At 58.7% G+C, this 21437-nt stretch carries 19 protein-coding genes and 1 pseudogene; 16 read left to right on the top strand and 4 right to left on the bottom strand.

Going from position 1 to position 21437, the window contains the following annotated elements; translation table 11 throughout:
* Window positions 1–67: 67 nt before the first annotated feature.
* From WFN61_RS07130 to crtB, 9 genes are all read left to right on the top strand, one after another.
* Window positions 68–1042, top strand: a complete 975-nt coding sequence (locus WFN61_RS07130) for a fatty acid desaturase (protein ID WP_337038405.1) — start codon at window positions 68–70, stop codon at window positions 1040–1042.
* Window positions 1032–1802, top strand: a complete 771-nt coding sequence (locus WFN61_RS07125) for a phosphate/phosphite/phosphonate ABC transporter substrate-binding protein (protein WP_312282526.1) — start codon at window positions 1032–1034, stop codon at window positions 1800–1802. Before WFN61_RS07130 ends, WFN61_RS07125 begins: the two co-directional genes overlap by 11 nt.
* 123 nt (window positions 1803–1925) lie before the next feature.
* Window positions 1926–2675, top strand: a complete 750-nt coding sequence (locus tag WFN61_RS07120; protein WP_144819000.1) for an SDR family NAD(P)-dependent oxidoreductase — start codon at window positions 1926–1928, stop codon at window positions 2673–2675.
* A 166-nt stretch (window positions 2676–2841) separates the two neighbouring features.
* Entirely contained in the window at window positions 2842–3714 is an 873-nt protein-coding gene (locus WFN61_RS07115; protein ID WP_308219181.1) for a polyprenyl synthetase family protein, read from the top strand.
* A 62-nt stretch (window positions 3715–3776) separates the two neighbouring features.
* Window positions 3777–4820 (top strand): type 2 isopentenyl-diphosphate Delta-isomerase, encoded by a 1044-nt coding sequence (gene fni, locus WFN61_RS07110; protein WP_257758454.1) that lies wholly within the window; start codon window positions 3777–3779, stop codon window positions 4818–4820.
* Window positions 4817–6058, top strand: coding sequence for a glycosyltransferase (locus WFN61_RS07105; protein WP_337038402.1), 1242 nt, complete (start codon window positions 4817–4819; stop codon window positions 6056–6058). The genes fni and WFN61_RS07105 overlap by 4 nt, the downstream gene beginning before the upstream one ends.
* Window positions 6055–7215, top strand: coding sequence for a lycopene beta-cyclase CrtY (crtY, locus tag WFN61_RS07100; RefSeq protein WP_436880860.1), 1161 nt, complete (start codon window positions 6055–6057; stop codon window positions 7213–7215). Before WFN61_RS07105 ends, crtY begins: the two co-directional genes overlap by 4 nt.
* A complete protein-coding gene (locus WFN61_RS07095) occupies window positions 7212–8690 on the top strand; it encodes a phytoene desaturase (protein ID WP_337038400.1) in 1479 nt (492 codons plus the stop codon). Before crtY ends, WFN61_RS07095 begins: the two co-directional genes overlap by 4 nt.
* Window positions 8687–9616, top strand: coding sequence for a 15-cis-phytoene synthase CrtB (gene crtB / locus WFN61_RS07090; protein ID WP_144819012.1), 930 nt, complete (start codon window positions 8687–8689; stop codon window positions 9614–9616). Before WFN61_RS07095 ends, crtB begins: the two co-directional genes overlap by 4 nt.
* Here the strand turns inward: crtB and WFN61_RS07085 are convergent.
* The 3 genes and pseudogenes from WFN61_RS07085 to WFN61_RS07075 form a co-directional block, all read right to left on the bottom strand.
* On the bottom strand, window positions 9552–10082 hold the full coding sequence (locus WFN61_RS07085) for a sterol desaturase family protein (protein ID WP_042387980.1): 531 nt from the start codon (window positions 10080–10082) through the stop codon (window positions 9552–9554). The two genes, crtB and WFN61_RS07085, sit on opposite strands and share 65 nt — an antisense overlap.
* Before the next feature lie 89 nt (window positions 10083–10171).
* On the bottom strand, window positions 10172–11305 hold the full coding sequence (locus WFN61_RS07080) for a trans-sulfuration enzyme family protein (RefSeq protein ID WP_337038575.1): 1134 nt from the start codon (window positions 11303–11305) through the stop codon (window positions 10172–10174).
* A 36-nt stretch (window positions 11306–11341) separates the two neighbouring features.
* Window positions 11342–12304 (bottom strand): annotated as a pseudogene (locus WFN61_RS07075) (PLP-dependent cysteine synthase family protein); the annotation flags it as partial.
* 411 nt (window positions 12305–12715) lie between these two features.
* On the opposite strand from WFN61_RS07075, the gene WFN61_RS07070 reads away from it, so the two are divergent.
* The 4 genes from WFN61_RS07070 to WFN61_RS07055 all read left to right on the top strand — a co-directional run bounded on the left by WFN61_RS07070 (window position 12716) and on the right by WFN61_RS07055 (window position 16295).
* Window positions 12716–13738, top strand: coding sequence for a methionine ABC transporter ATP-binding protein (locus tag WFN61_RS07070; RefSeq protein WP_257758450.1), 1023 nt, complete (start codon window positions 12716–12718; stop codon window positions 13736–13738).
* On the top strand, window positions 13731–14399 hold the full coding sequence (locus WFN61_RS07065) for a methionine ABC transporter permease (protein ID WP_103818366.1): 669 nt from the start codon (window positions 13731–13733) through the stop codon (window positions 14397–14399). Before WFN61_RS07070 ends, WFN61_RS07065 begins: the two co-directional genes overlap by 8 nt.
* Before the next feature lie 28 nt (window positions 14400–14427).
* Window positions 14428–15240, top strand: coding sequence for a MetQ/NlpA family ABC transporter substrate-binding protein (locus WFN61_RS07060; RefSeq protein ID WP_103818365.1), 813 nt, complete (start codon window positions 14428–14430; stop codon window positions 15238–15240).
* 374 nt (window positions 15241–15614) lie between these two features.
* The gene (locus tag WFN61_RS07055; RefSeq protein ID WP_042387967.1) at window positions 15615–16295 is read left to right on the top strand and encodes an oligogalacturonate-specific porin KdgM family protein; all 681 of its coding nucleotides are present in this window, start codon (window positions 15615–15617) and stop codon (window positions 16293–16295) included.
* Window positions 16296–16447: 152 nt separating this feature from the next.
* On the opposite strand, the gene WFN61_RS07050 is transcribed toward WFN61_RS07055, so the two are convergent.
* Window positions 16448–17623: an oligogalacturonate lyase family protein gene (locus tag WFN61_RS07050; RefSeq protein WP_312235467.1), complete on the bottom strand. Its 1176-nt coding sequence runs from the start codon at window positions 17621–17623 to the stop codon at window positions 16448–16450.
* 369 nt (window positions 17624–17992) lie between these two features.
* Here WFN61_RS07050 and kduI point away from each other — a divergent pair, with 369 nt between their 5' ends.
* The 3 genes from kduI to araE all read left to right on the top strand — a co-directional run bounded on the left by kduI (window position 17993) and on the right by araE (window position 21413).
* Window positions 17993–18829, top strand: coding sequence for a 5-dehydro-4-deoxy-D-glucuronate isomerase (gene kduI, locus WFN61_RS07045; RefSeq protein ID WP_144819018.1), 837 nt, complete (start codon window positions 17993–17995; stop codon window positions 18827–18829).
* Window positions 18830–18890: 61 nt separating this feature from the next.
* Window positions 18891–19652: a 2-dehydro-3-deoxy-D-gluconate 5-dehydrogenase KduD gene (gene kduD, locus WFN61_RS07040; RefSeq protein ID WP_144819020.1), complete on the top strand. Its 762-nt coding sequence runs from the start codon at window positions 18891–18893 to the stop codon at window positions 19650–19652.
* A gap of 342 nt (window positions 19653–19994) precedes the next feature.
* Window positions 19995–21413 carry an arabinose-proton symporter AraE gene (gene araE, locus WFN61_RS07035; RefSeq protein WP_222888755.1) on the top strand — a complete coding sequence of 473 codons (1419 nt, stop codon included), beginning with the start codon at window positions 19995–19997 and terminating at the stop codon, window positions 21411–21413.
* Window positions 21414–21437: the final 24 nt, after the last annotated feature.

The raw sequence follows: 21437 nt of genomic DNA, 5'->3' as shown, positions 1-21437 counted from the left end.
TTGTCATTACCGCCTTTTTCTCACATCGTTTGCGCTATCTGACAAGCAAGCCGAGTAGGGGAAAACAATGGCGAAAAGCACCGCTGGCTGGCTACACGAGCAGCAGCGCGACTGGGTCCGACAGCACGGCCGCTCCTGGCTTTGGCGCAGCGAGCTGCCAACCTGGATGTTGATCGTCGCGATCTACGGCGGCTGGTTTGCGACGCTGGCCTTCTGGCAGATGCTGGGGCTGCTGCCCGCTACGCTGCTGCTGATCTGGTTCACCACCTGGTACATGTCGCTTCAGCATGAGCTGATCCACGGCCATCCAACGCGCTCTCCACGGGTGAACCAGCTGCTGGGACTGATGCCGCTGGCGGTCTGGTATCCCTATGGCCTCTATCGGGACGCGCATCTGGCGCATCATCGCACCCATCTGCTCACGCAGCCGGAGGACGATCCCGAGTCCTACTATATTCCCGAGTGGCGCTGGCGGCGCTATGCGCCCTGGCAGCGTAAGCTTATAACCCTGCGCAACACCTTTCCCGGTCGCCTGCTGCTGGCCCCGGCGCTGGATATCGTCCAACTGCTGGTCGGGATGCTGACCGCGTTTCGCCAGCTGGATTGGCGGGCGATGGCGATGTGGATTGTGCACGGTATCCTGCTGGCGGTAACCTTTGCCTGGCTGGTGCACTGTGGGTTTTCAATTCTCTATTTCGTGCTGGCGATCAGCTATCCGGCGCTAGCGTTGACGAAAGTGCGATCGTTTCTGGAGCATCGGGCGGATAACGATCCGCTTGCGCGCTCGGTAATCAACGAGGCCTCGCTGCCGTGGCGGGTGCTGTTCCTGAATCTGAACTACCATTCTGTCCATCACGATCTGCCGGGCGTACCCTGGTACGCATTACGCAAGATCTATCTGCGCGATCGGGCGAGCTATCAGCAGCGCAACGGTGGTTTTCTGGTGCGCGGCTACGGCGAGTGGCTGCGGCACTTTTTATGCCGCTCGGTGAACGTCAATGTCCATCCCGGCTTTAGCAAGGCAAACGGTAATGAGCACTAAGATTGCGTTTCCGATGTATGACCTGCACCGCCCGGATAGCGAGGCGCTGATTCAGGCTGTGCAGGATCTGCTGGCGGCAAGGGGCATTGCCGTCACGCCGATTTGGCCGCAGGCGGATCTGCTTACCCACTGGCAGGATGACGATCTGCTGCTCAGTCAGGCCTGTGGTTATCCGCTGGTCACGCAGCTACCGGAGGTGCAGACGGTAGGCTGCTTTCACTACTCTGCTCCGGGTTGCGAAGGGATCTATTATCGCAGCCTGCTGGTGGTGCGCCAGAGCGACAGGCATAAAACGCTGGCGGATTTTCGCGGCAGCCGCGCGGTCTGCAACGCACCCGACTCCCAGTCGGGTTACAACGTATTGATGCAGATGGTTGCCCCGCTGGCGCAGCAGGGGACCTTCTTTAATAGCGTTACTTTCAGCGGTAGCCACTGCCAGTCGCTGGTTGAGATCGGCGAGGGCAGGGCGGACATTGCTGCCATCGACTGCGTCACCTTCGCGCTGCTCCAGCGCCATGCACCCATGCTCGTTGCCGAGCTGGCGGTGATTGGCGCAGGCCCTGCCGCGCCGGGCCTGCCGTTGATTACGAGTAGAAGCACATCGTCGGCATGCATAGCCCTTCTGCGTGATGCATTGACCCAGCTAGTGAGCGATCCGGCGTACTGCACCCCGTGTACAGCGCTGTTCATCAGCGGCTTTAGCGAGGTTTCACGCCAGGATTATGCGCCCATCCTCTCTGGTGATTATCCACACCGGTAAATAGTGCTTTCTATTTTCCACTATTTTTCCCTAATGCAATGCGCAGTAGAGTTCATCCATGCCCTGACGATGCGGTGACGGGCACTCCCGATACTCACTATTAAGCAGGTAAGGAATAATAAGATGAACAAACAACTCGACGGTAAAATTGCATTAGTTACTGGTGGCACAAGCGGCATTGGTCTGGCAACCGCACAGGTGCTGGCGGCGCAGGGCGCGCAGGTGTTTATTACCGGGCGTCGCCAGGCCGAGCTGGACGCAGCGGTTGAGTCCATCGGCGCGGCGGCAACCGGCATTCGTGCCGATGCCTCTAAGCTGGCGGATCTGGACGCGGTCTATGCCCAGATTGCGAAACAGGTCGGGCGGCTGGACATTCTGTTTGCCAATGCCGGAGGCGGCGACATGCAGCCGCTGGGGGCCATCAGCGAAGAGCATTTTGATCGCATCTTTGGCACCAACGTGCGCGGCGTGGTGTTCACGGTGCAGAAGGCGCTGCCGCTGCTGGTGGATGGCGCATCGGTGATTTTAACCGGCTCGACCACCTCCGTTATGGGCACCGCCAGCTTCAGCGTTTATAGCGCCAGCAAGGCCGCCGTGCGCAACTTTGCCCGCTCGTGGGCGCTGGATCTGAAAGATCGCGGCATTCGCGTCAACGTGGTCAGCCCCGGCCCGGTTCGTACGCCAGGCCTCAGCGAGCTGGTGCCGGATGAGCATCGGCAGGGGCTGTTTGACGCCCTCGCCGCACAGGTGCCGCTGGGCCGCCTCGGTGAGCCGGAGGAGATCGGTAAAGTGGTCGCATTTCTTGGCTCCGATGCGGCCAGCTTTATCAACGGCGTAGAGCTGTTCGTTGATGGCGGCATGGCGCAGATCTAAAGGCACAGCGTCTCATGCTTCGCACAATGTAAAACTGCTTCAGAACCTGGCGAGAGCTATCCGCGCGGTCTACGGTTAACTGATACTAAAAGACAATTCAGCGGGTAACCTTGCAATGGTGAGTGGCAGTAAAGCGGGCGTTTCGCCTCATCGCGAAATAGAAGTAATGAGACAATCCATTGACGATCACCTGGCTGGCCTGTTACCTGAAACCGACAGCCAGGATATCGTCAGCCTTGCGATGCGTGAAGGCGTCATGGCGCCCGGTAAACGGATCCGTCCGCTGCTGATGCTGCTGGCCGCCCGCGACCTCCGCTACCAGGGCAGTATGCCTACGCTGCTCGATCTCGCCTGCGCCGTTGAACTGACCCATACCGCGTCGCTGATGCTCGACGACATGCCCTGCATGGACAACGCCGAGCTGCGCCGCGGTCAGCCCACTACCCACAAAAAATTTGGTGAGAGCGTGGCGATCCTTGCCTCCGTTGGGCTGCTCTCTAAAGCCTTTGGCCTGATCGCCGCCACCGGCGATCTGCCGGGGGAGAGGCGTGCCCAGGCGGTCAACGAGCTCTCTACTGCCGTGGGCGTGCAGGGCCTGGTGCTGGGGCAGTTTCGCGATCTTAACGATGCCGCCCTCGACCGTACCCCTGACGCTATCCTCAGCACCAACCACCTCAAGACCGGCATTCTGTTCAGCGCGATGCTGCAGATCGTCGCCATTGCTTCCGCCTCGTCGCCGAGCACGCGAGAGACGCTGCACGCCTTCGCCCTCGACTTCGGCCAGGCGTTTCAACTGCTGGACGATCTGCGTGACGATCACCCGGAAACCGGTAAAGATCGCAATAAGGACGCGGGAAAATCGACGCTGGTCAACCGGCTGGGCGCAGACGCGGCCCGGCAAAAGCTGCGCGAGCATATTGATTCCGCCGACAAACACCTCACTTTTGCCTGTCCGCAGGGCAACGCCATCCGACAGTTTATGCATCTGTGGTTTGGCCATCACCTTGCCGACTGGTCACCGGTCATGAAAATCGCCTGATACCGCCCTTTTGGGTTCAAGCAGTACATAACGATGGAACCACATTACAGGAGTAGTGATGAATGAAGGACGAGCGCCTTGTTCAGCGTAAGAACGATCATCTGGATATCGTTCTCGACCCCCGTCGCGCCGTAACTCAGGCTAGCGCAGGTTTTGAGCGCTGGCGCTTTACCCACTGCGCCCTGCCAGAGCTGAATTTTAGCGACATCACGCTGGAAACCACCTTCCTTAATCGGCAGCTACAGGCTCCGCTGCTGATCAGCTCCATGACCGGCGGCGTTGAGCGCTCGCGCCATATCAACCGCCACCTCGCCGAGGCGGCGCAGGTGCTAAAAATTGCGATGGGGGTGGGCTCCCAGCGCGTCGCCATTGAGAGCGACGCGGGCTTAGGGCTGGATAAAACCCTGCGGCAGCTGGCCCCGGACGTGCCGCTGCTGGCGAACCTCGGCGCGGCGCAGCTGACCGGCAGAAAAGGTATTGATTACGCCCGACGGGCCGTGGAGATGATCGAGGCGGATGCGCTGATTGTGCACCTAAACCCGCTGCAGGAGGCGCTACAGCCCGGCGGCGATCGCGACTGGCGCGGACGGCTGGCGGCTATTGAAACTCTGGTCCGCGAGCTGCCCGTTCCGCTGGTGGTGAAAGAGGTGGGAGCCGGTATCTCCCGAACCGTGGCCGGGCAGCTGATCGATGCCGGCGTTACCGTGATTGACGTCGCGGGCGCGGGCGGCACCAGCTGGGCCGCCGTTGAAGGCGAGCGGGCGGCCACCGAGCAGCAGCGCAGCGTGGCCAACGTCTTTGCCGACTGGGGGATCCCCACCGCTGAGGCGCTGGTTGACATTGCCGAGGCCTGGCCGCAGATGCCCCTTATTGCCTCGGGCGGGATTAAAAACGGCGTCGACGCGGCGAAAGCGCTGCGGCTCGGCGCGTGCATGGTAGGGCAGGCCGCCGCCGTGCTCGGCAGCGCAGGCGTCTCCACGGAGAAGGTGATCGATCACTTCAACGTGATTATTGAGCAGCTGCGGGTGGCCTGCTTCTGCACCGGCAGCCGCAGCCTGAGCGAGCTAAAGCAGGCGGATATCCGCTATGTGCGGGATACGCCATGAGCCATTTTGCCATTGTGGCACCGCCGCTCTACAGTCATGCGGTGGCGCTGCATGCCCTGGCTCTGGAGATGGCCCAACGCGGCCACCGGGTGACCTTTCTCACCGGCAACGTCGCCTCGCTGGCAGAGCAGGAAACGGAGCGGGTGGCGTTCTATCCACTTCCCGCCAGCGTGCAACAGGCCCAGCGCAACGTCCAGCAGCAGAGCAACGGCAACCTGCTGCGGCTGATTGCGGCCATGTCATCCCTGACCGATGTGCTCTGCCAGCAGCTGCCCGCTATTCTACAGCGGCTGGCGGTGGACGCGCTGATTGTCGATGAGATGGAGCCCGCCGGAAGCCTGGTCGCCGAGGCGCTGGGACTACCATTTATCTCTATTGCCTGCGCGCTGCCGGTCAACCGCGAGCCGGGTCTGCCGCTGCCGGTGATGCCGTTTCACTACGCCGAGGATAAGAGAGCCCTGCGGCGTTTTCAGGTCAGCGAACGGATCTACGATGCGCTGATGTACCCGCACGGGCAGACGATCCTGCGCCACGCCCAGCGCTTTGGTTTGCCGGAGCGCAGGCGTCTCGACGAGTGTCTCTCGCCGCTGGCGCAGATTAGCCAGTCCGTTCCGGCCCTCGACTTCCCACGCCGGGCGCTGCCGAACTGTTTTCACTACGTGGGAGCACTGCGCTATCAGCCGCCGCCGCAGGTTGAACGCTCGCCACGCAGCACGCCGCGGATCTTTGCCTCGCTGGGCACCCTTCAGGGCCACCGTCTACGCCTGTTTCAGAAGATCGCCCGCGCCTGTGCCAGCGTGGGGGCGGAGGTGACCATTGCCCACTGCGATGGCCTGACGCCCGCCCAGGCCGACTCGCTCTACGCCTGCGGCGCGACGGAGGTGGTCAGCTTTGTCGACCAGCCGCGCTACGTTGCCGAAGCCAATCTGGTGATCACCCACGGCGGTCTCAATACCGTACTGGATGCGCTGGCTGCCGCGGCGCCGGTGCTGGCGGTGCCACTCTCTTTCGACCAGCCCGCCGTGGCTGCCCGGCTGGTCTATAACGGGCTGGGCCGCCGGGTATCGCGCTTTGCCAGACAGCAGACGCTGGCGGATGAGATTGCCCAACTGCTGGGGGATGAGACGCTGCATCAGCGTCTGGCGACGGCCCGCCAGCAGCTTAACGACGCCGGGGGCACGCCCCGTGCGGCGACCCTGATTGAACAGGCCATAGCAGGGAGTGAGAGCGTATCGTGAGGGATCTGATTTTAGTCGGCGGCGGCCTGGCCAACGGGCTGATCGCCTGGCGTCTGCGCCAGCGCTACCCGCAGCTTAACCTGCTGCTGATCGAGGCCGGGGAGCAGCCCGGCGGGAACCATACCTGGTCATTCCATGAAGACGATCTGACTCCCGAGCAGCACGCCTGGCTGGCCCCGCTGGTGGCCCACGCCTGGCCGGGCTATGAGGTGCAGTTTCCCGATCTTCGCCGTCGCCTCGCGCGCGGCTACTACTCCATTACCTCAGAACGCTTTGCCGAGGCCCTGCATCAGGCGCTGGGGGAGAACATCTGGCTAAACTGTTCGGTGAGCGAGGTGTTACCCAATAGCGTGCGCCTTGCCAACGGTGAGGCGCTGCTTGCCGGAGCGGTGATTGACGGACGCGGCGTGACCGCCAATTCGGCGATGCAAACCGGCTATCAGCTCTTTCTTGGTCAGCAGTGGCGGCTGACACAGCCCCACGGCCTGACCGTACCGATCCTGATGGATGCCACGGTGGCGCAGCAGCAGGGCTATCGCTTTGTCTACACGCTGCCGCTCTCCGCCGACACGCTGCTGATCGAGGATACGCGCTACGCCAATGTCCCGCAGCGTGATGATAATGCCCTGCGCCAGACGGTTACCGACTATGCTCACAGCAAAGGGTGGCAGCTGGCCCAGCTTGAACGCGAGGAGACCGGCTGTCTGCCGATTACCCTGGCGGGTGACATCCAGGCTCTGTGGGCCGATGCGCCGGGCGTGCCGCGCTCGGGAATGCGGGCCGGGCTATTTCACCCTACCACTGGCTATTCGCTGCCGCTGGCGGTGGCCCTCGCCGACGCGATTGCCGACAGCCCGCGGCTGGGCAGCGTTCCGCTCTATCAGCTCACCCGGCAGTTTGCCGAACGCCACTGGCGCAGGCAGGGATTCTTCCGCCTGCTGAACCGGATGCTTTTCCTGGCCGGGCGCGAGGAGAACCGCTGGCGGGTGATGCAGCGCTTTTATGGGCTGCCGGAGCCCACCGTAGAGCGCTTTTACGCCGGTCGGCTCTCTCTCTTCGATAAGGCCCGCATTTTGACGGGCAAGCCACCGGTTCCACTGGGCGAAGCCTGGCGGGCGGCGCTGAACCATTTTCCTGACAGACGAGATAAAGGATGAAAAAAACCGTTGTGATTGGCGCAGGCTTTGGTGGCCTGGCGCTGGCGATTCGCCTGCAGGCGGCAGGGATCCCAACCGTACTGCTGGAGCAGCGGGACAAGCCCGGCGGTCGCGCCTACGTCTGGCATGACCAGGGCTTTACCTTTGACGCCGGGCCGACGGTGATCACCGATCCCACCGCGCTTGAGGCGCTGTTCACCCTGGCCGGCAGGCGCATGGAGGATTACGTCAGGCTGCTGCCGGTAAAACCCTTCTACCGACTCTGCTGGGAGTCCGGGAAGACCCTCGACTATGCTAACGACAGCGCCGAGCTTGAGGCGCAGATTACCCAGTTCAACCCCCGCGACGTCGAGGGCTACCGGCGCTTTCTGGCTTACTCCCAGGCGGTATTCCAGGAGGGGTATCTGCGCCTCGGCAGCGTGCCGTTCCTCTCTTTTCGCGACATGCTGCGCGCCGGGCCGCAGCTGCTTAAGCTCCAGGCGTGGCAGAGCGTCTACCAGTCGGTTTCGCGCTTTATTGAGGATGAGCATCTGCGGCAGGCCTTCTCGTTCCACTCCCTGCTGGTAGGCGGCAACCCCTTCACCACCTCGTCCATCTACACCCTGATCCACGCCCTTGAGCGGGAGTGGGGGGTCTGGTTCCCTGAGGGCGGCACCGGGGCGCTGGTGAACGGCATGGTGAAGCTGTTTACCGATCTGGGCGGGGAGATCGAACTCAACGCCCGGGTCGAAGAGCTGGTGGTGACTGATAACCGCGTAAGCCAGGTCCGGCTGGCGGATGGTCGGATCTTTGACACCGACGCCGTAGCCTCGAACGCTGACGTGGTGAACACCTATAAAAAGCTGCTCGGCCACCATCCGGTGGGGCAGAAGCGGGCGGCAGCGCTGGAGCGCAAGAGCATGAGCAACTCGCTGTTTGTGCTCTACTTCGGCCTGAACCAGCCTCATTCCCAGCTGGCGCACCATACCATCTGTTTTGGTCCCCGCTACCGGGAGCTGATCGACGAGATCTTTACCGGCAGCGCGCTGGCGGATGACTTCTCGCTCTACCTGCACTCGCCCTGCGTGACCGATCCCTCGCTCGCGCCTCCCGGCTGCGCCAGCTTCTACGTGCTGGCCCCGGTGCCGCATCTTGGCAACGCGCCGCTGGACTGGACGCAGGAGGGGCCGAAGCTGCGCGACCGCATCTTTGACTACCTTGAAGAGCGCTATATGCCCGGCCTGCGTAGCCAGCTGGTGACCCAGCGGATCTTTACCCCGGCAGACTTCCACGACACGCTGGATGCGCATCTGGGATCGGCCTTCTCCATCGAGCCGCTGCTGACCCAAAGCGCCTGGTTCCGCCCGCACAACCGCGACAGCGACATTGCCAACCTCTACCTGGTGGGCGCAGGTACTCACCCTGGGGCGGGTATTCCTGGCGTAGTGGCCTCGGCGAAAGCCACCGCCAGCCTGATGATTGAGGATCTGCAATGAGCCAACCGCCGCTGCTTGACCACGCCACGCAGACCATGGCCAACGGCTCGAAAAGTTTTGCCACCGCTGCGAAGCTGTTCGACCCGGCCACCCGCCGTAGCGTGCTGATGCTCTACACCTGGTGCCGCCACTGCGATGACGTCATTGACGACCAGACCCACGGCTTCGCCAGCGAGGCCGCGGCGGAGGAGGAGGCCACCCAGCGCCTGGCCCGGCTGCGCACGCTGACCCTGGCGGCATTTGAAGGGGCCGAGATGCAGGATCCGGCCTTCGCTGCCTTTCAGGAGGTGGCGCTGACCCACGGTATTACGCCCCGCATGGCGCTCGATCACCTCGACGGCTTTGCGATGGACGTGGCTCAGACCCGCTATGTCACCTTTGAGGATACGCTGCGCTACTGCTATCACGTGGCGGGCGTGGTGGGTCTGATGATGGCCAGGGTGATGGGCGTGCGGGATGAGCGGGTGCTGGATCGCGCCTGCGATCTGGGGCTGGCCTTCCAGCTGACGAATATCGCCCGGGATATTATTGACGATGCGGCTATTGACCGCTGCTATCTGCCCGCCGAGTGGCTGCAGGATGCCGGGCTGACCCCGGAGAACTATGCCGCGCGGGAGAATCGGGCCGCGCTGGCGCGGGTGGCGGAGCGGCTTATTGATGCCGCAGAGCCGTACTACATCTCCTCCCAGGCCGGGCTACACGATCTGCCGCCGCGCTGCGCCTGGGCGATCGCCACCGCCCGCAGCGTCTACCGGGAGATCGGTATTAAGGTAAAAGCGGCGGGAGGCAGCGCCTGGGATTGCCGCCAGCACACCAGCAAAGGTGAAAAAATTGCCATGCTGATGGCGGCACCGGGGCAGGTTATTCGGGCGAAGACGACGAGGGTGACGCCGCGTCCGGCCGGTCTTTGGCAGCGTCCCGTTTAGGCGGGCGGCCATGACGTTCACGCAGGATCGCCTGTAGGTCGGCAGGCTTGCGGGCGTAAATAAAACCGAAGGAGACGCAGCCCTCCCGGCCGCGCACCGCGTGGTGCAGGCGGTGGGCGACGTAGAGCCGCTTCAGGTAGCCCCGGCGCGGGATCCAGTGGAAGGGCCAGCGCTGATGCACCAGACCGTCGTGCACCAGGAAGTAGAGCAGGCCATAGACCGTCATGCCGCAGCCAATCCACTGCAGGGGCCAAACGCCCGCCGTGCCCACGGCAATCAGCGCGATAGCTACCCCGGCAAACACTACCGCAAAGAGATCGTTTAACTCAAATACGCCCTTGCGCGGGGTATGGTGTGACTCATGCCAGCGCCATCCCCAGCCGTGCATAATGTAGCGGTGGGTAAACGCGGCGATGCCCTCCATCGCAATAACGCTCAAGATGACGATCAAACTATTTACTAGCATAGCGGTGCGCGCTCCTGCGACTCAGACTGGCTTAATCAAAACCCTTAGCCTCTAAGCATAGTCGCAATCGCAGGCGGCGCGCATCGGTATCAGGCCAGAGCCTGCTTTAGATCCGCCAGCAGATCTTTCTCATCCTCAATGCCCACCGACAGGCGGATCAGCTGCGGCGTAATGCCGTTCGCCAGGCGCTGCGCCAGCGGGATCGAGGCGTGGGTCATACTGAACGGCTGGCTAACCAGACTCTCAACGCCGCCCAGGCTCTCGGCGAGGGTGAACAGCTTCAGTTTACTGATCACCTCTGCCGCACGCTGGTCGTCGCCTTTGATCACGATGGAGATCATGCCGCCCGGCTGAGCCATCTGCTGGCGCGCGAGGGCATACTGCGGGTGGGATGTCAGCCACGGGAACCAGACTTTCTCGACCTGCGGCTGCTGCTCAAGCCAGCGGGCCAGCGCCAGGGCGTTGCTGCTGTGGCGCTCGATGCGCAGGGCGAGGGTGCGGATCCCGCGCAGGGTCAGGAAGCTGCTGAACGGATCGAGCACGCCGCCCACCGCATTTTGCAGGTAGCCCAGCTTCTCCGCCAGCGCTGGGCGATCGCCCACCACCGCCAGCCCGGCGACCACGTCGGAGTGGCCGTTGAGGTATTTGGTGGCCGAGTGCACCACGATATCAAAGCCCAGCGTCAGTGGGCGGTGGATCAGCGGCGAGGCAAAGGTATTATCTGCCACGCTAATCACGTTATGACGGCGGGCGATCTCAGCGATAGCCGCCAGGTCCGCCAGCTTCAACAGCGGGTTGGTGGGGGTCTCTACCCAGATCATCCGCGTGTCGGGACGGATGGCGGTCTCCAGTCCGGCGAGATCGTCCGGCTTCACCCAGCTCACCTGTAGTCCGGTACTGCGGCGGCGTACGTTCTCAATCAGGCGGTAGGTGCCACCGTAGACGTCGTCAATGGCGACGATATGACTATCTTTATCCAGCAGCTCCAGCACGGTCGAGATCGCCGCCAGGCCGGAGGCAAAAGCGTAGCCGCGTGTGCCGCCCTCCAGCTCGGCGATAGCGCTCTCCAGGGCGTGGCGGGTTGGGTTGCCGCTGCGGGAGTATTCATAGCCGGTGTGCTGGCCCGGTGCAGGCTGGGCAAAGGTTGAGGTGGCATAGATAGGCGGCATCACTGCCCCGTGCTGGTCATTAAAGGCCCCGCTATGCACGCTGAGGGTTGCCAGAGCAGGCGCGGCGGGCGCGGGCCGATCATCATCCTGCAAGCCCTGCTGGCGCAGCCACTCGTCGTTAAACATGCGGGAGAGATATTTATTGCCGCTGTCGCAGGCGAAGGTCACCACCCGCTTCGGCGTCGTCTGGGCCTGACAGTAGCGTAGCGCGGCGGCCAGCAGGGTGCCTGTAGAGGAGCCGGCCAGCACCCCCTCCGTCTGTAACAGCTGACGAGCAGTGGCAAAGGCCTCTGCATCCGTGACCCGATACGCCTGGCGGACATTCTCCAGCTGGGCGAGGGGAGGGATAAAGTCCTCCCCAATCCCTTCGACGCGCCAGGATCCCGCTTCGCCGTGCTGTCCGGTCTCAACCTGATCCGCCAGAATCGAGCCAACGGGATCGGCCAGCACAAATTCGGTATGCGGCGAGTGTTTGGCAAACCATGCCTGCAAGCCACCCAGCGTGCCGCCGGAGCCAACGCCTACTACTACGGCATCAACCCTGCCTGCCAGCTGGTCAAACAGCTCTGGCGCAGTGGTGGTAGCGTGCGCCAGTGGGTTGGCCGGGTTAGAGAACTGATCGATATAGTAAGCACCCGGCGTCTCCTCTGCCAGGCGGCGGGCATAGTCCTGATAGTACTCCGGGTGGCCCTTTGTCACGTCGGAGCGGGTCAGGCGCACGTCAACACCCAGCGCACGCAGGTGGTAGATCTTCTCATGGCTCATCTTGTCCGGCACTACCAGCACCAGCTTATAGCCCTTCTGCGCAGCTATCAGCGCCAGCCCGAGCCCGGTATTACCTGCGGTGGCTTCAATAATGGTGCCGCCGGGAACAAGCAAACCCTGGCGCTCGGCCTCGTTGATCATCGACAGCGCCACCCGGTCTTTGATAGAGCCGCCGGGGTTCTGGTTCTCCAGCTTGAGAAAAAGCGCGCATGGACCCGCGTCCAGTTTATGCAGCTGAAGCACCGGGGTCTGACCGATTAGGTCAGTAATAGAGTGGAATACGGACATGTTTTGTACCTGTTATGAGATGCGATAGCAGGAGGATAGGGCGGCAAAAAAGAGGTTTTAAAGAATGATTCTCTGCTAAATAGAACAAAATAGCATATCTATGCTGTTTAGCCGTCAGGATGGAAAGCCGTCTATTGTTAACGTTGCACTGCGTGGTATTTATTATGTTTATAAAACAAAGGGTTAATCTCTACTAGTGGCGTTGCCGCTGGGGACCGTAGCCGGGCCTATATGCACGCTTTAGCAAAGCATTGCTGAATTTATCCTATCTCTTTCAGGCCACTGGAATCGCCATATAGAGCGATAAATTATTTCATATCTCTTTTTTATCATTTGCAAAGGTAGTAACGGCTGTTTATCATCATTCAGACATCCATACTGCTAAACTGCCATAACGGATACACCAACGAAATGATCGTCCTGAGGAATATCTCTAAGATTTTTGACCACGGAAAGGTCCCTATTACCGCCGTGGATAATGTGAACTTGACGGTCGAGCAGGGACAAATTTACGGCATCATCGGCTACAGCGGGGCAGGGAAAAGTACCCTGATCCGCCTGCTTAACGGCCTGGAGAAGCCCACCGAGGGCAGCGTGACCATCAACGGCCAGGATATCTCTGCCGCGCGCGGCGAGAGCCTGCGCCAGGCGCGGCTGAAGATCAGCATGGTCTTTCAGCACTTTAACCTGCTCTGGTCGCGTACGGTAAATGAAAACATCGCCTTCTCGATGCAGATCGCGGGCGTGCCGAAAGCAAAAATCACCGCCCGGGTGGCGGAGCTGGTTGAGCTGGTGGGTCTGACCGGGCGTGAACACGCCTATCCGTCCCAGCTGAGCGGCGGGCAGAAGCAGCGCGTCGGCATTGCCCGTGCGCTGGCGAACAGCCCGGACGTGCTGCTGTGCGATGAAGCGACCTCGGCGCTCGACCCGCAGACCACCGATCAGATCCTCGATCTGCTGCTGGATATCAACCGCCGCTTTAAGCTGACCATCGTGCTGATCACCCATGAGATGCACGTGGTGCGCAAGATTTGCGACCGCGTAGCGGTAATGGAGAACGGCAGAGTGGTGGAAGAGGGCGATGTGCTGGATCTCTTTACCCGCCCGCAACAGCCCATCACTCGCCAGTTTGTGCGTCAGGTGAGCCAGTATGCAGAGGAGGAGGCCTTCAACCCGGAGCTGGCTAACGATCTGGACGGCAGCGTGATCAAGCTGACCTTTACCGGCCACAGCACGCACAGGCCAATCGTCGGCGAACTGACCCTACGCTACGGCCTGCCGTTCAATATTCTGCACGGCAAAATGACCCAGACGGCACACGGCGTCTTTGGACAACTTTGGGTACACGTAGTGGCAACCCAGGAACAACTAGGCAATATCCTCGCAGATCTGCAGAAAAGCGATATTGACGGCGAGGTGATCAAACATGGTTGAGAATTTATTCCCGCATCTGCGTCTGGACCAGCTGTGGTCCGCCACACAAGAGACCCTCTACATGACGGCCCTCTCCGGCGTCGCGACCTTTGTGCTGGGGATCCTGCTCGGGCTGGCACTGTTTTTAACCGCTAAAGGCGGGCTGTTCCAGAACAAGCCGCTCTACAGCGTGATCTCCATTGTGGTGAACGTCTTCCGTTCGATTCCGTTCATCATTCTGATCGTGCTGCTGATCCCCTTCACTAAAACGATTGTCGGCACCATTCTGGGGGCCAACGCTGCGCTGCCGGCGCTGATTGTCGGTGCCGCGCCGTTCTATGCGCGTCTGGTGGAGATTGCGCTGCGTGAAGTGGATAAAGGCGTTATTGAAGCCACGCGCTCAATGGGTGCGCGCCTCAGTACGCTCGTGTTTCGGGTGCTGTTGCCTGAATCGTCGCCTGCGTTAGTGTCAGGCATCACCGTTACGCTGATCGCGCTGGTGAGCTACAGCGCCATGGCTGGTGTGATCGGCGCGGGCGGTTTAGGAAATCTTGCTTATCTGGAAGGATTCCAGCGTAACCACAACGACGTCACGCTGGTGGCGACGGTGACCATCTTGATCATCGTCTTCATTATCCAGTTCTGCGGCGACGTGATTACCTCTCTGTTAGATAAACGCTAAACACAACAACAAATTGGGAACCAACATCATGAAAAAAACACTCACACTGATTGCCGCAGCAACCCTTAGCGCCCTGAGCTTCGCCTCATGGGCTGATACCCTGACCGTGGGCGCTTCTAACGTGCCGCACGCGGAGATCCTTGAGCAGGCTAAACCTATTCTGGCCAAACAGGGTATCGACCTTGAGATCAAACCGTTCCAGGACTACATCCTGCCGAACACCGCTCTGGCCAGCCGCGACATCGACGCTAACTACTTCCAGCACATCCCTTACCTGAACAGCGTGCTGAAGGATCACGAAGGTGACAAAACCTATGATTTCGTCAGCGCAGGCGCGATCCACATCGAGCCGATCGGTATCTACTCGAAAAAATACAAGTCGCTGAAGGATCTGCCGCAGGGTGGCAAAGTGATCATGCGTGATGCCGTGGCGGAAGAGGGGCGTATCCTCTCTATCTTCGAGAAAGAGGGCGTGATCAAGCTGAAGCCGGGCGTGAATAAAGTCAACGCGCGCATCAGCGACATCGTGGAGAACCCGAAGAAGCTGGAGTTCCTGCCGAACGTAGAGGGCTCTCTGCTGCCGCAGATGTATAACAACGACGAAGGTGATGCGGTGGTGATCAACGCTAACTACGCCATCGACGCCGGTCTGGATCCGGTGAAAGATCCGATTGCGGTAGAGAGCGGTGAGAATAACCCGTACGCTAACATCATCACCGTACATCGTGGCGACGAGAAGAAGAAAGACGTTGTTGCGCTGGTGAACGTACTGCACTCGAAAGAGATCCAGGACTGGATCCGCACCAAGTACAAAGGCGCGGTGATCCCAGTTAACAACTGAGTTGAATGCGTCACAAAGGCCCGCTAAAGAGCGGGCTTTTTTTATGTCTAAATAGATGCTTAAGAAAAGTATTATGCGATTCTAATAAAGTCACATATGTGACTATTTGTTACCTAATTTAATAACTATCTGATAAATATGCATTTTAATTTATTAGGAGATATTTGTAATTATTTCGTTAATATCCTTCCGTTGTGATCTGCGTCGTTATTTATAGCCAAAAAAGCCTCGCTTTGTTGATATTCATCACGTCTTTACTTGCCTGTTTTTTTGAAACAGACAATTACGATCTCGATCACTAAAATAAAGTTATTTAAAAAATAAAATGCAATTCCATAAAAACGGAACATCATTTTAATTTTTTGAGGGTGGCTATGTTTAAAAATACTCTGATCCTTGCATCTCTCATCGGTGCCTCTTTTGCTGCGCAGGCTGTGACTGTCGATCTGCGTCATGAATATATTGATAATGAAACTAACGCCGACCGCGTATCAGTCTCGCACCGCTTTGATAATGGCCTGGGTTTTGGCGTCGAAGCAAAATGGAAATCAGGCGGCGATGATGCAGATAAGCCATTAACCGAACTGGTTGGCAACGGTCATGAAGAATCCATAAACTGGCGCTGGAAAGCGACAGATAACATTGCCCTTACCCCGGGCTTTAATATCGAAAGTAAAGATACCTTCTCAATCTATAAACCTTATCTGCATGCGCAATACAGCTTTGATAACGGCGTCTATATTGCGGGTCGTTACCGCTATGAGTATACCCGTAACCCGGACTCAAATGTGGTTGATAACAAAGTCAATAAATTCGATGCGTGGGTAGGCTGGGCGATGGGCGACTGGCGTCCAGAGCTGAACTACGTCTATGCGAAAAGCAGCGAAGACGTTATTCGTGAAAATAACAAAACCTATTCTAACGAATATAACGCCAAGCTCGCCTATAAATGGGATAAGAACTGGGCCCCGTATGCAGAAGTGGGTAACGTCGGCGTGCGAAATACCGACGAGCGCCAGACCCGATTCCGTGTCGGCGTAGCATATACCTTCTAACAGAACCCTCATGAGAAGACCCCGGAGCAGTTGGCCGGGGTTTTTTCTTTATATTAACAGCGAGAGAGTGAAATAGATTTTTGCGAAGAGATAATGCAGATAAAAAAAGGCCCTCCATACGGAGGGCAAGGCCAGTTACTAAACACACTCAATTATGCTTGAAGCCATTCACGCTGTTCAGGAAGCCGGGCAATATAGAGCGCAGGCTTACCGTCTTTATCAGAGCTAAACAGAACCGCGCTGTCGTCCGGCGTAAATGACGGATGCGGATGGGTCACCTGACGACTATTTGCCACCGTGGCCCACGAGGTATCGTGACGTGCCGCGCGGAAGTAGCGCTTCTCCGCCACGTCGAACACATAGATATAGGGATCGTTATCGATGCTGTAGCCGTCGGCATCGTTAACATCGACCGGCGAGCCTGAACCGTCACCTACCAGCAGCGTGCCGTCAAAGTTGCTCATCAGATGGGAGCAGGCCGGCATCGCCATGATCGCTTCGTTAACCCCCGTGTTCGGATCAAAACGATAAACGGTGCGGCCCTGTTGCCCCTTCAGGTAGGAAACGTAAACCAGCGCCGAGCCGTTCGGTACCCAGAATTCATGGGTGCAGCTCTCGCCTTCGGCATGGGTCTTCACTTTACGGATGTTGCTGCCGTCCTCATTTACCAGCCACATGCGGGCATCCACCAGGTCGTGCGGGCCTTCGTGGCAGAAGGCGACGGTGTTATCGTCAAACGGACGGTAGATAGGATGACCCAGCCAGAGTTTCTCTTCATGGATCGTAGCGCTTTCACCGGTCTGGAGATCGACGCGCAGCAGGCGGCAGCGAGGCCCCTTCAGGAAGAAGTCGTGGAAGATTTTCCAGTCGTTGAGCGGCGTCCAGTCGCTTTTGGCAATTTCGATGCCGACCAGCTTGGTGCAGTCGCTGTTTGCTACCCAGGTGCCGTAGCCAACCCACTCATCCGGTACGCGGTAGACTTCCCGCTCGGCCAGGGTTTCCAGGTTCACTTCACGCAGGGTGCGGTCGTTTTTAACGTAGTAGAGGGCCGTGTCATCCGGCGACAGGAAGCCACCAAAGGTATTGTCGCCCGCGCCCTCGGTCAGCTGTACCGCTTCGGCTTTCGCGATGTTCAGCAGGTAGTAGTTCCAGTGACCATCGAATTCGCCTGCGAAAAGCAGGTGGCTGCCATCATTAAAAAAGCATTTCTGATAGAAGTAATTACGATGACAGGTGACTTCGGGAGGGGTTAAGCGGATCACTTCCGCGCCCGTGTCGGGATCGCGGCTGACTGCATAGTTGAGCTTAACCCGCATACCTTTCGCCATACTTATCTCCTTGTTAAGGGGGCCTGTCACGATGTATCGGTCAGCGTAATGACCCAAATGGATTATGAGTTTAAAAACGAGGTATTAAATTATCAAAACATCGTTTCAATATGTGTGATTGGTCACGCACTTTATAAGAAAAAAGTCGTGTAGATAGGGGATAAAGGCAGGAGGAAAACGGACGTTTCTGAGCAATCGTGATCCTAATTGCAATTTTCAAATGAAATCGCAGAAAAAATGAAACAATGTTTTATTTGCAATTGAAAACACGTTTTAGCCGGGATAATATGGCCGCCATACTACAAAACGGAACAGCGTTTCGTTGCGCCGTTATGTGACGTTAGGTCAAAAACGATTTTGGAGGTAAATGTGGAAGTCAGACAAAGCATCCACAGCGCGCATGCTAAGACGCTGGACACTCAGGGGCTGCGTGACGAGTTCTTAGTTGAGCAGGTATTCGAGCCCGACGCTTACACCATGGTGTATAGCCATATCGACCGCATTATCGTTGGCGGCATTATGCCGGTGGCAAAAACCGTCGCCGTCGGCGGCGAAGTGGGCAAGCAGCTGGGCGTCAGCTACTTCCTTGAGCGCCGCGAGCTGGGCACCATCAACATCGGCGGTCCGGGCACCATCACCGTTGACGGCCAGTGCTACGAAATCGGCCATCGCGATGCCCTCTACGTGGGTAAAGGCGCTAAAGAGGTGGTGTTTGCCAGCGTCGATCCGGCAAAACCGGCTAAGTTTTACTACAACAGCGCCCCGGCGCATACCGCATATCCAACCAAAAAAGTGACCCCGGCGGACGTTGCCCCGGTGACCCTTGGCGATCCGCTCACCAGCAACCGCCGCACCATCAACAAATACTTTGTGCCGGACGTGCTGGAGACCTGCCAGCTAAGCATGGGCCTGACCGAGCTGGAGCCAGGCAACCTGTGGAACACCATGCCGTGTCATACCCATGAACGCCGGATGGAAGTTTACTTCTACTTCAATATGGATGAGGACGCCTGCGTGTTCCATATGATGGGCCAGCCGCAGGAGACGCGCCACATCATCATGCATAACGAACAGGCGGTGATCTCACCGAGCTGGTCTATTCACTCTGGCGTGGGTACCCGGGCTTACACCTTCATCTGGGGGATGGTAGGCGAGAACCAGGTCTTTGATGATATGGACCACGTTGCCGTTAAGGATCTGCGCTAAGTCGCGGAGAGCAAAGCAAACCATGCCTGGCGAACAGGCGCAGATAGATTAAGGAACCACTATGATTCTGAATGCATTTTCTCTTGAAGGTAAAGTTGCGGTTGTCTCTGGCTGTGATACTGGCCTGGGCCAGGGTATGGCGCTGGGTCTGGCAGAAGCGGGCTGCGACATTGTCGGGATTAACATCGTTGAGCCGACCGAAACCATCGAGCGCGTTACCGCCCTGGGTCGCCGCTTCCTGAGCCTGACCGCTGACCTGCGTCAGATCGACGGCATCCCTGCGCTGCTGGAGCGCGCGGTGAACGAGTTCGGCCATATCGACGTGCTGGTGAACAACGCAGGTCTGATCCGTCGTGAAGACGCGATCAACTTCAGCGAAAAAGACTGGGACGACGTGATGGATCTGAACATCAAGAGCGTGTTCTTTATGTCCCAGGCGGCGGCGAAGCACTTTATCGCCCAGGGCAACGGCGGCAAAATCATCAACATCGCCTCAATGCTCTCCTTCCAGGGTGGGATCCGCGTACCGTCCTACACCGCATCTAAAAGCGGCGTGATGGGCATCACCCGCCTGATGGCTAACGAGTGGGCGAAGCACAACATCAACGTGAATGCTATCGCACCAGGCTACATGGCGACTAACAACACCCAGCAGCTGCGTGCCGACGAGCAGCGCAGCGCTGAGATCCTCGACCGCATTCCGGCGGGCCGCTGGGGTCTGCCAAGCGATCTGATGGGGCCGGTGGTGTTCCTGGCCTCCAGCGCCTCTGACTACATCAACGGCTACACCGTGGCGGTAGACGGCGGCTGGCTGGCGCGTTAATTCAGCGTAATTCAATGTCGGGTGGCGCTGCGCTTACCCGACCTACACGATCCTGCCACTCGGCGGGATTTTTTATCGCTTAAAATCGGATAAATCCATATGGTTAATCGCGAAATATCCATATCAAAAACCAAAATAAAGTCGCTTTCTTGCTTATTTTCTAAATAAAACATCAAATTAAAATAATTTGATAATATTAAATGTGGTTATGAAAGTGGAATATCCATCACATAAACCATATGCATAGCAATTTAATCCATATCTACGACCGTTAACCCCTGACACCTTTTGCCATCCCTCTCTTACTTTCAATAGACGATTTACTACTTCAGGCACCAAAAGATGAGTTCATTGAGTCATAACGCACCGTCATTGCCGCGCGCGTTGCAGGATACGCGGCGCATGAATCTTTTTGTCTCTATCTCCGCCGCCGTGGCCGGTTTGCTATTTGGTCTGGATATTGGTGTGATCGCCGGAGCGCTCCCCTTTATTACCGACCACTTTACGTTGACCAGCCGCCAGCAGGAGTGGGTGGTGAGCAGCATGATGCTGGGAGCGGCCATCGGGGCGCTGTTTAACGGCTGGCTCTCGTTTCGCCTGGGGCGTAAATACAGCCTGATGGCGGGGGCCATTCTTTTTGTCGTGGGATCCCTCGGGTCGGCCTTCGCTATCAACGTTGAGGTGCTGATCTTCTCCAGGGTGATCCTCGGCGTGGCGGTGGGCATCGCCTCCTATACCGCGCCGCTCTATCTCTCCGAGATGGCGAGCGAGAACGTGCGCGGCAAGATGATCAGCATGTACCAGCTGATGGTCACCCTGGGCATTGTGATGGCCTTTCTCTCTGACACGGCGCTGAGCTACTCGGGCAACTGGCGCGCCATGCTGGGCGTGCTGGCCTTGCCAGCGCTGGTGCTGATCGTGCTGGTTATTTTTCTGCCCAACAGCCCGCGCTGGCTGGCGGAAAAGGGGCGGCATATTGAGGCGGAGGAGGTGCTGCGCATGCTGCGCGATACTTCCGAGAAGGCGCGCGAGGAGCTGAATGAGATCCGCGAAAGCCTGAAGCATAAGCAGGGCGGATGGGGACTGTTCAAAGCCAACCGCAACGTGCGGCGGGCGGTATTTCTCGGCATGCTGCTCCAGGCGATGCAGCAGTTTACCGGGATGAACATCATTATGTACTACGCCCCGCGCATCTTTAAGATGGCCGGGTTTACCACCACCGAACAGCAGATGATCGCTACCCTGGTGGTCGGCCTGACCTTTATGTTCGCGACCTTCATCGCCATCTTTATGGTCGACAAAGCCGGACGTAAGCCCGCGCTGAAGATCGGTTTTAGCGTCATGGCCTTTGGCACGCTGGTACTGGGCTACTGCCTGATGCAGTTCGATAACGGCACCGCCTCCAGCGGCCTCTCCTGGCTCTCTGTGGGCATGACCATGATCTGCATCGCCGGATACGCCATGAGCGCCGCGCCGGTAGTGTGGATCCTCTGCTCGGAAATTCAGCCCCTGAAGTGCCGCGACTTCGGTATTACCTGCTCGACCACCACCAACTGGGTGTCGAACATGATTATCGGCGCGACCTTCCTGACCCTACTTGATGCGATTGGTGCGGCGGGCACCTTCTGGCTCTATACCGGGCTGAATATCGTGTTTGTCGGTATTACGTTCTGGCTGATCCCGGAGACGAAAAACGTCACCCTTGAGCATATTGAACGCAGGCTGATGGCGGGAGAAAAATTAAGGAATATCGGGGTATAAACCGTAGGCCGGGCAAGCGCTAGC

The sequence above is a fragment of the Pseudescherichia sp. AS216 genome (genome assembly GCF_037152055.1).
Classification (GTDB): domain Bacteria; phylum Pseudomonadota; class Gammaproteobacteria; order Enterobacterales; family Enterobacteriaceae; genus Pseudescherichia.
The sequence above is the reverse complement of the archived record's forward strand: the minus strand, read 5'-3'. Positions and strand labels throughout refer to the sequence as shown.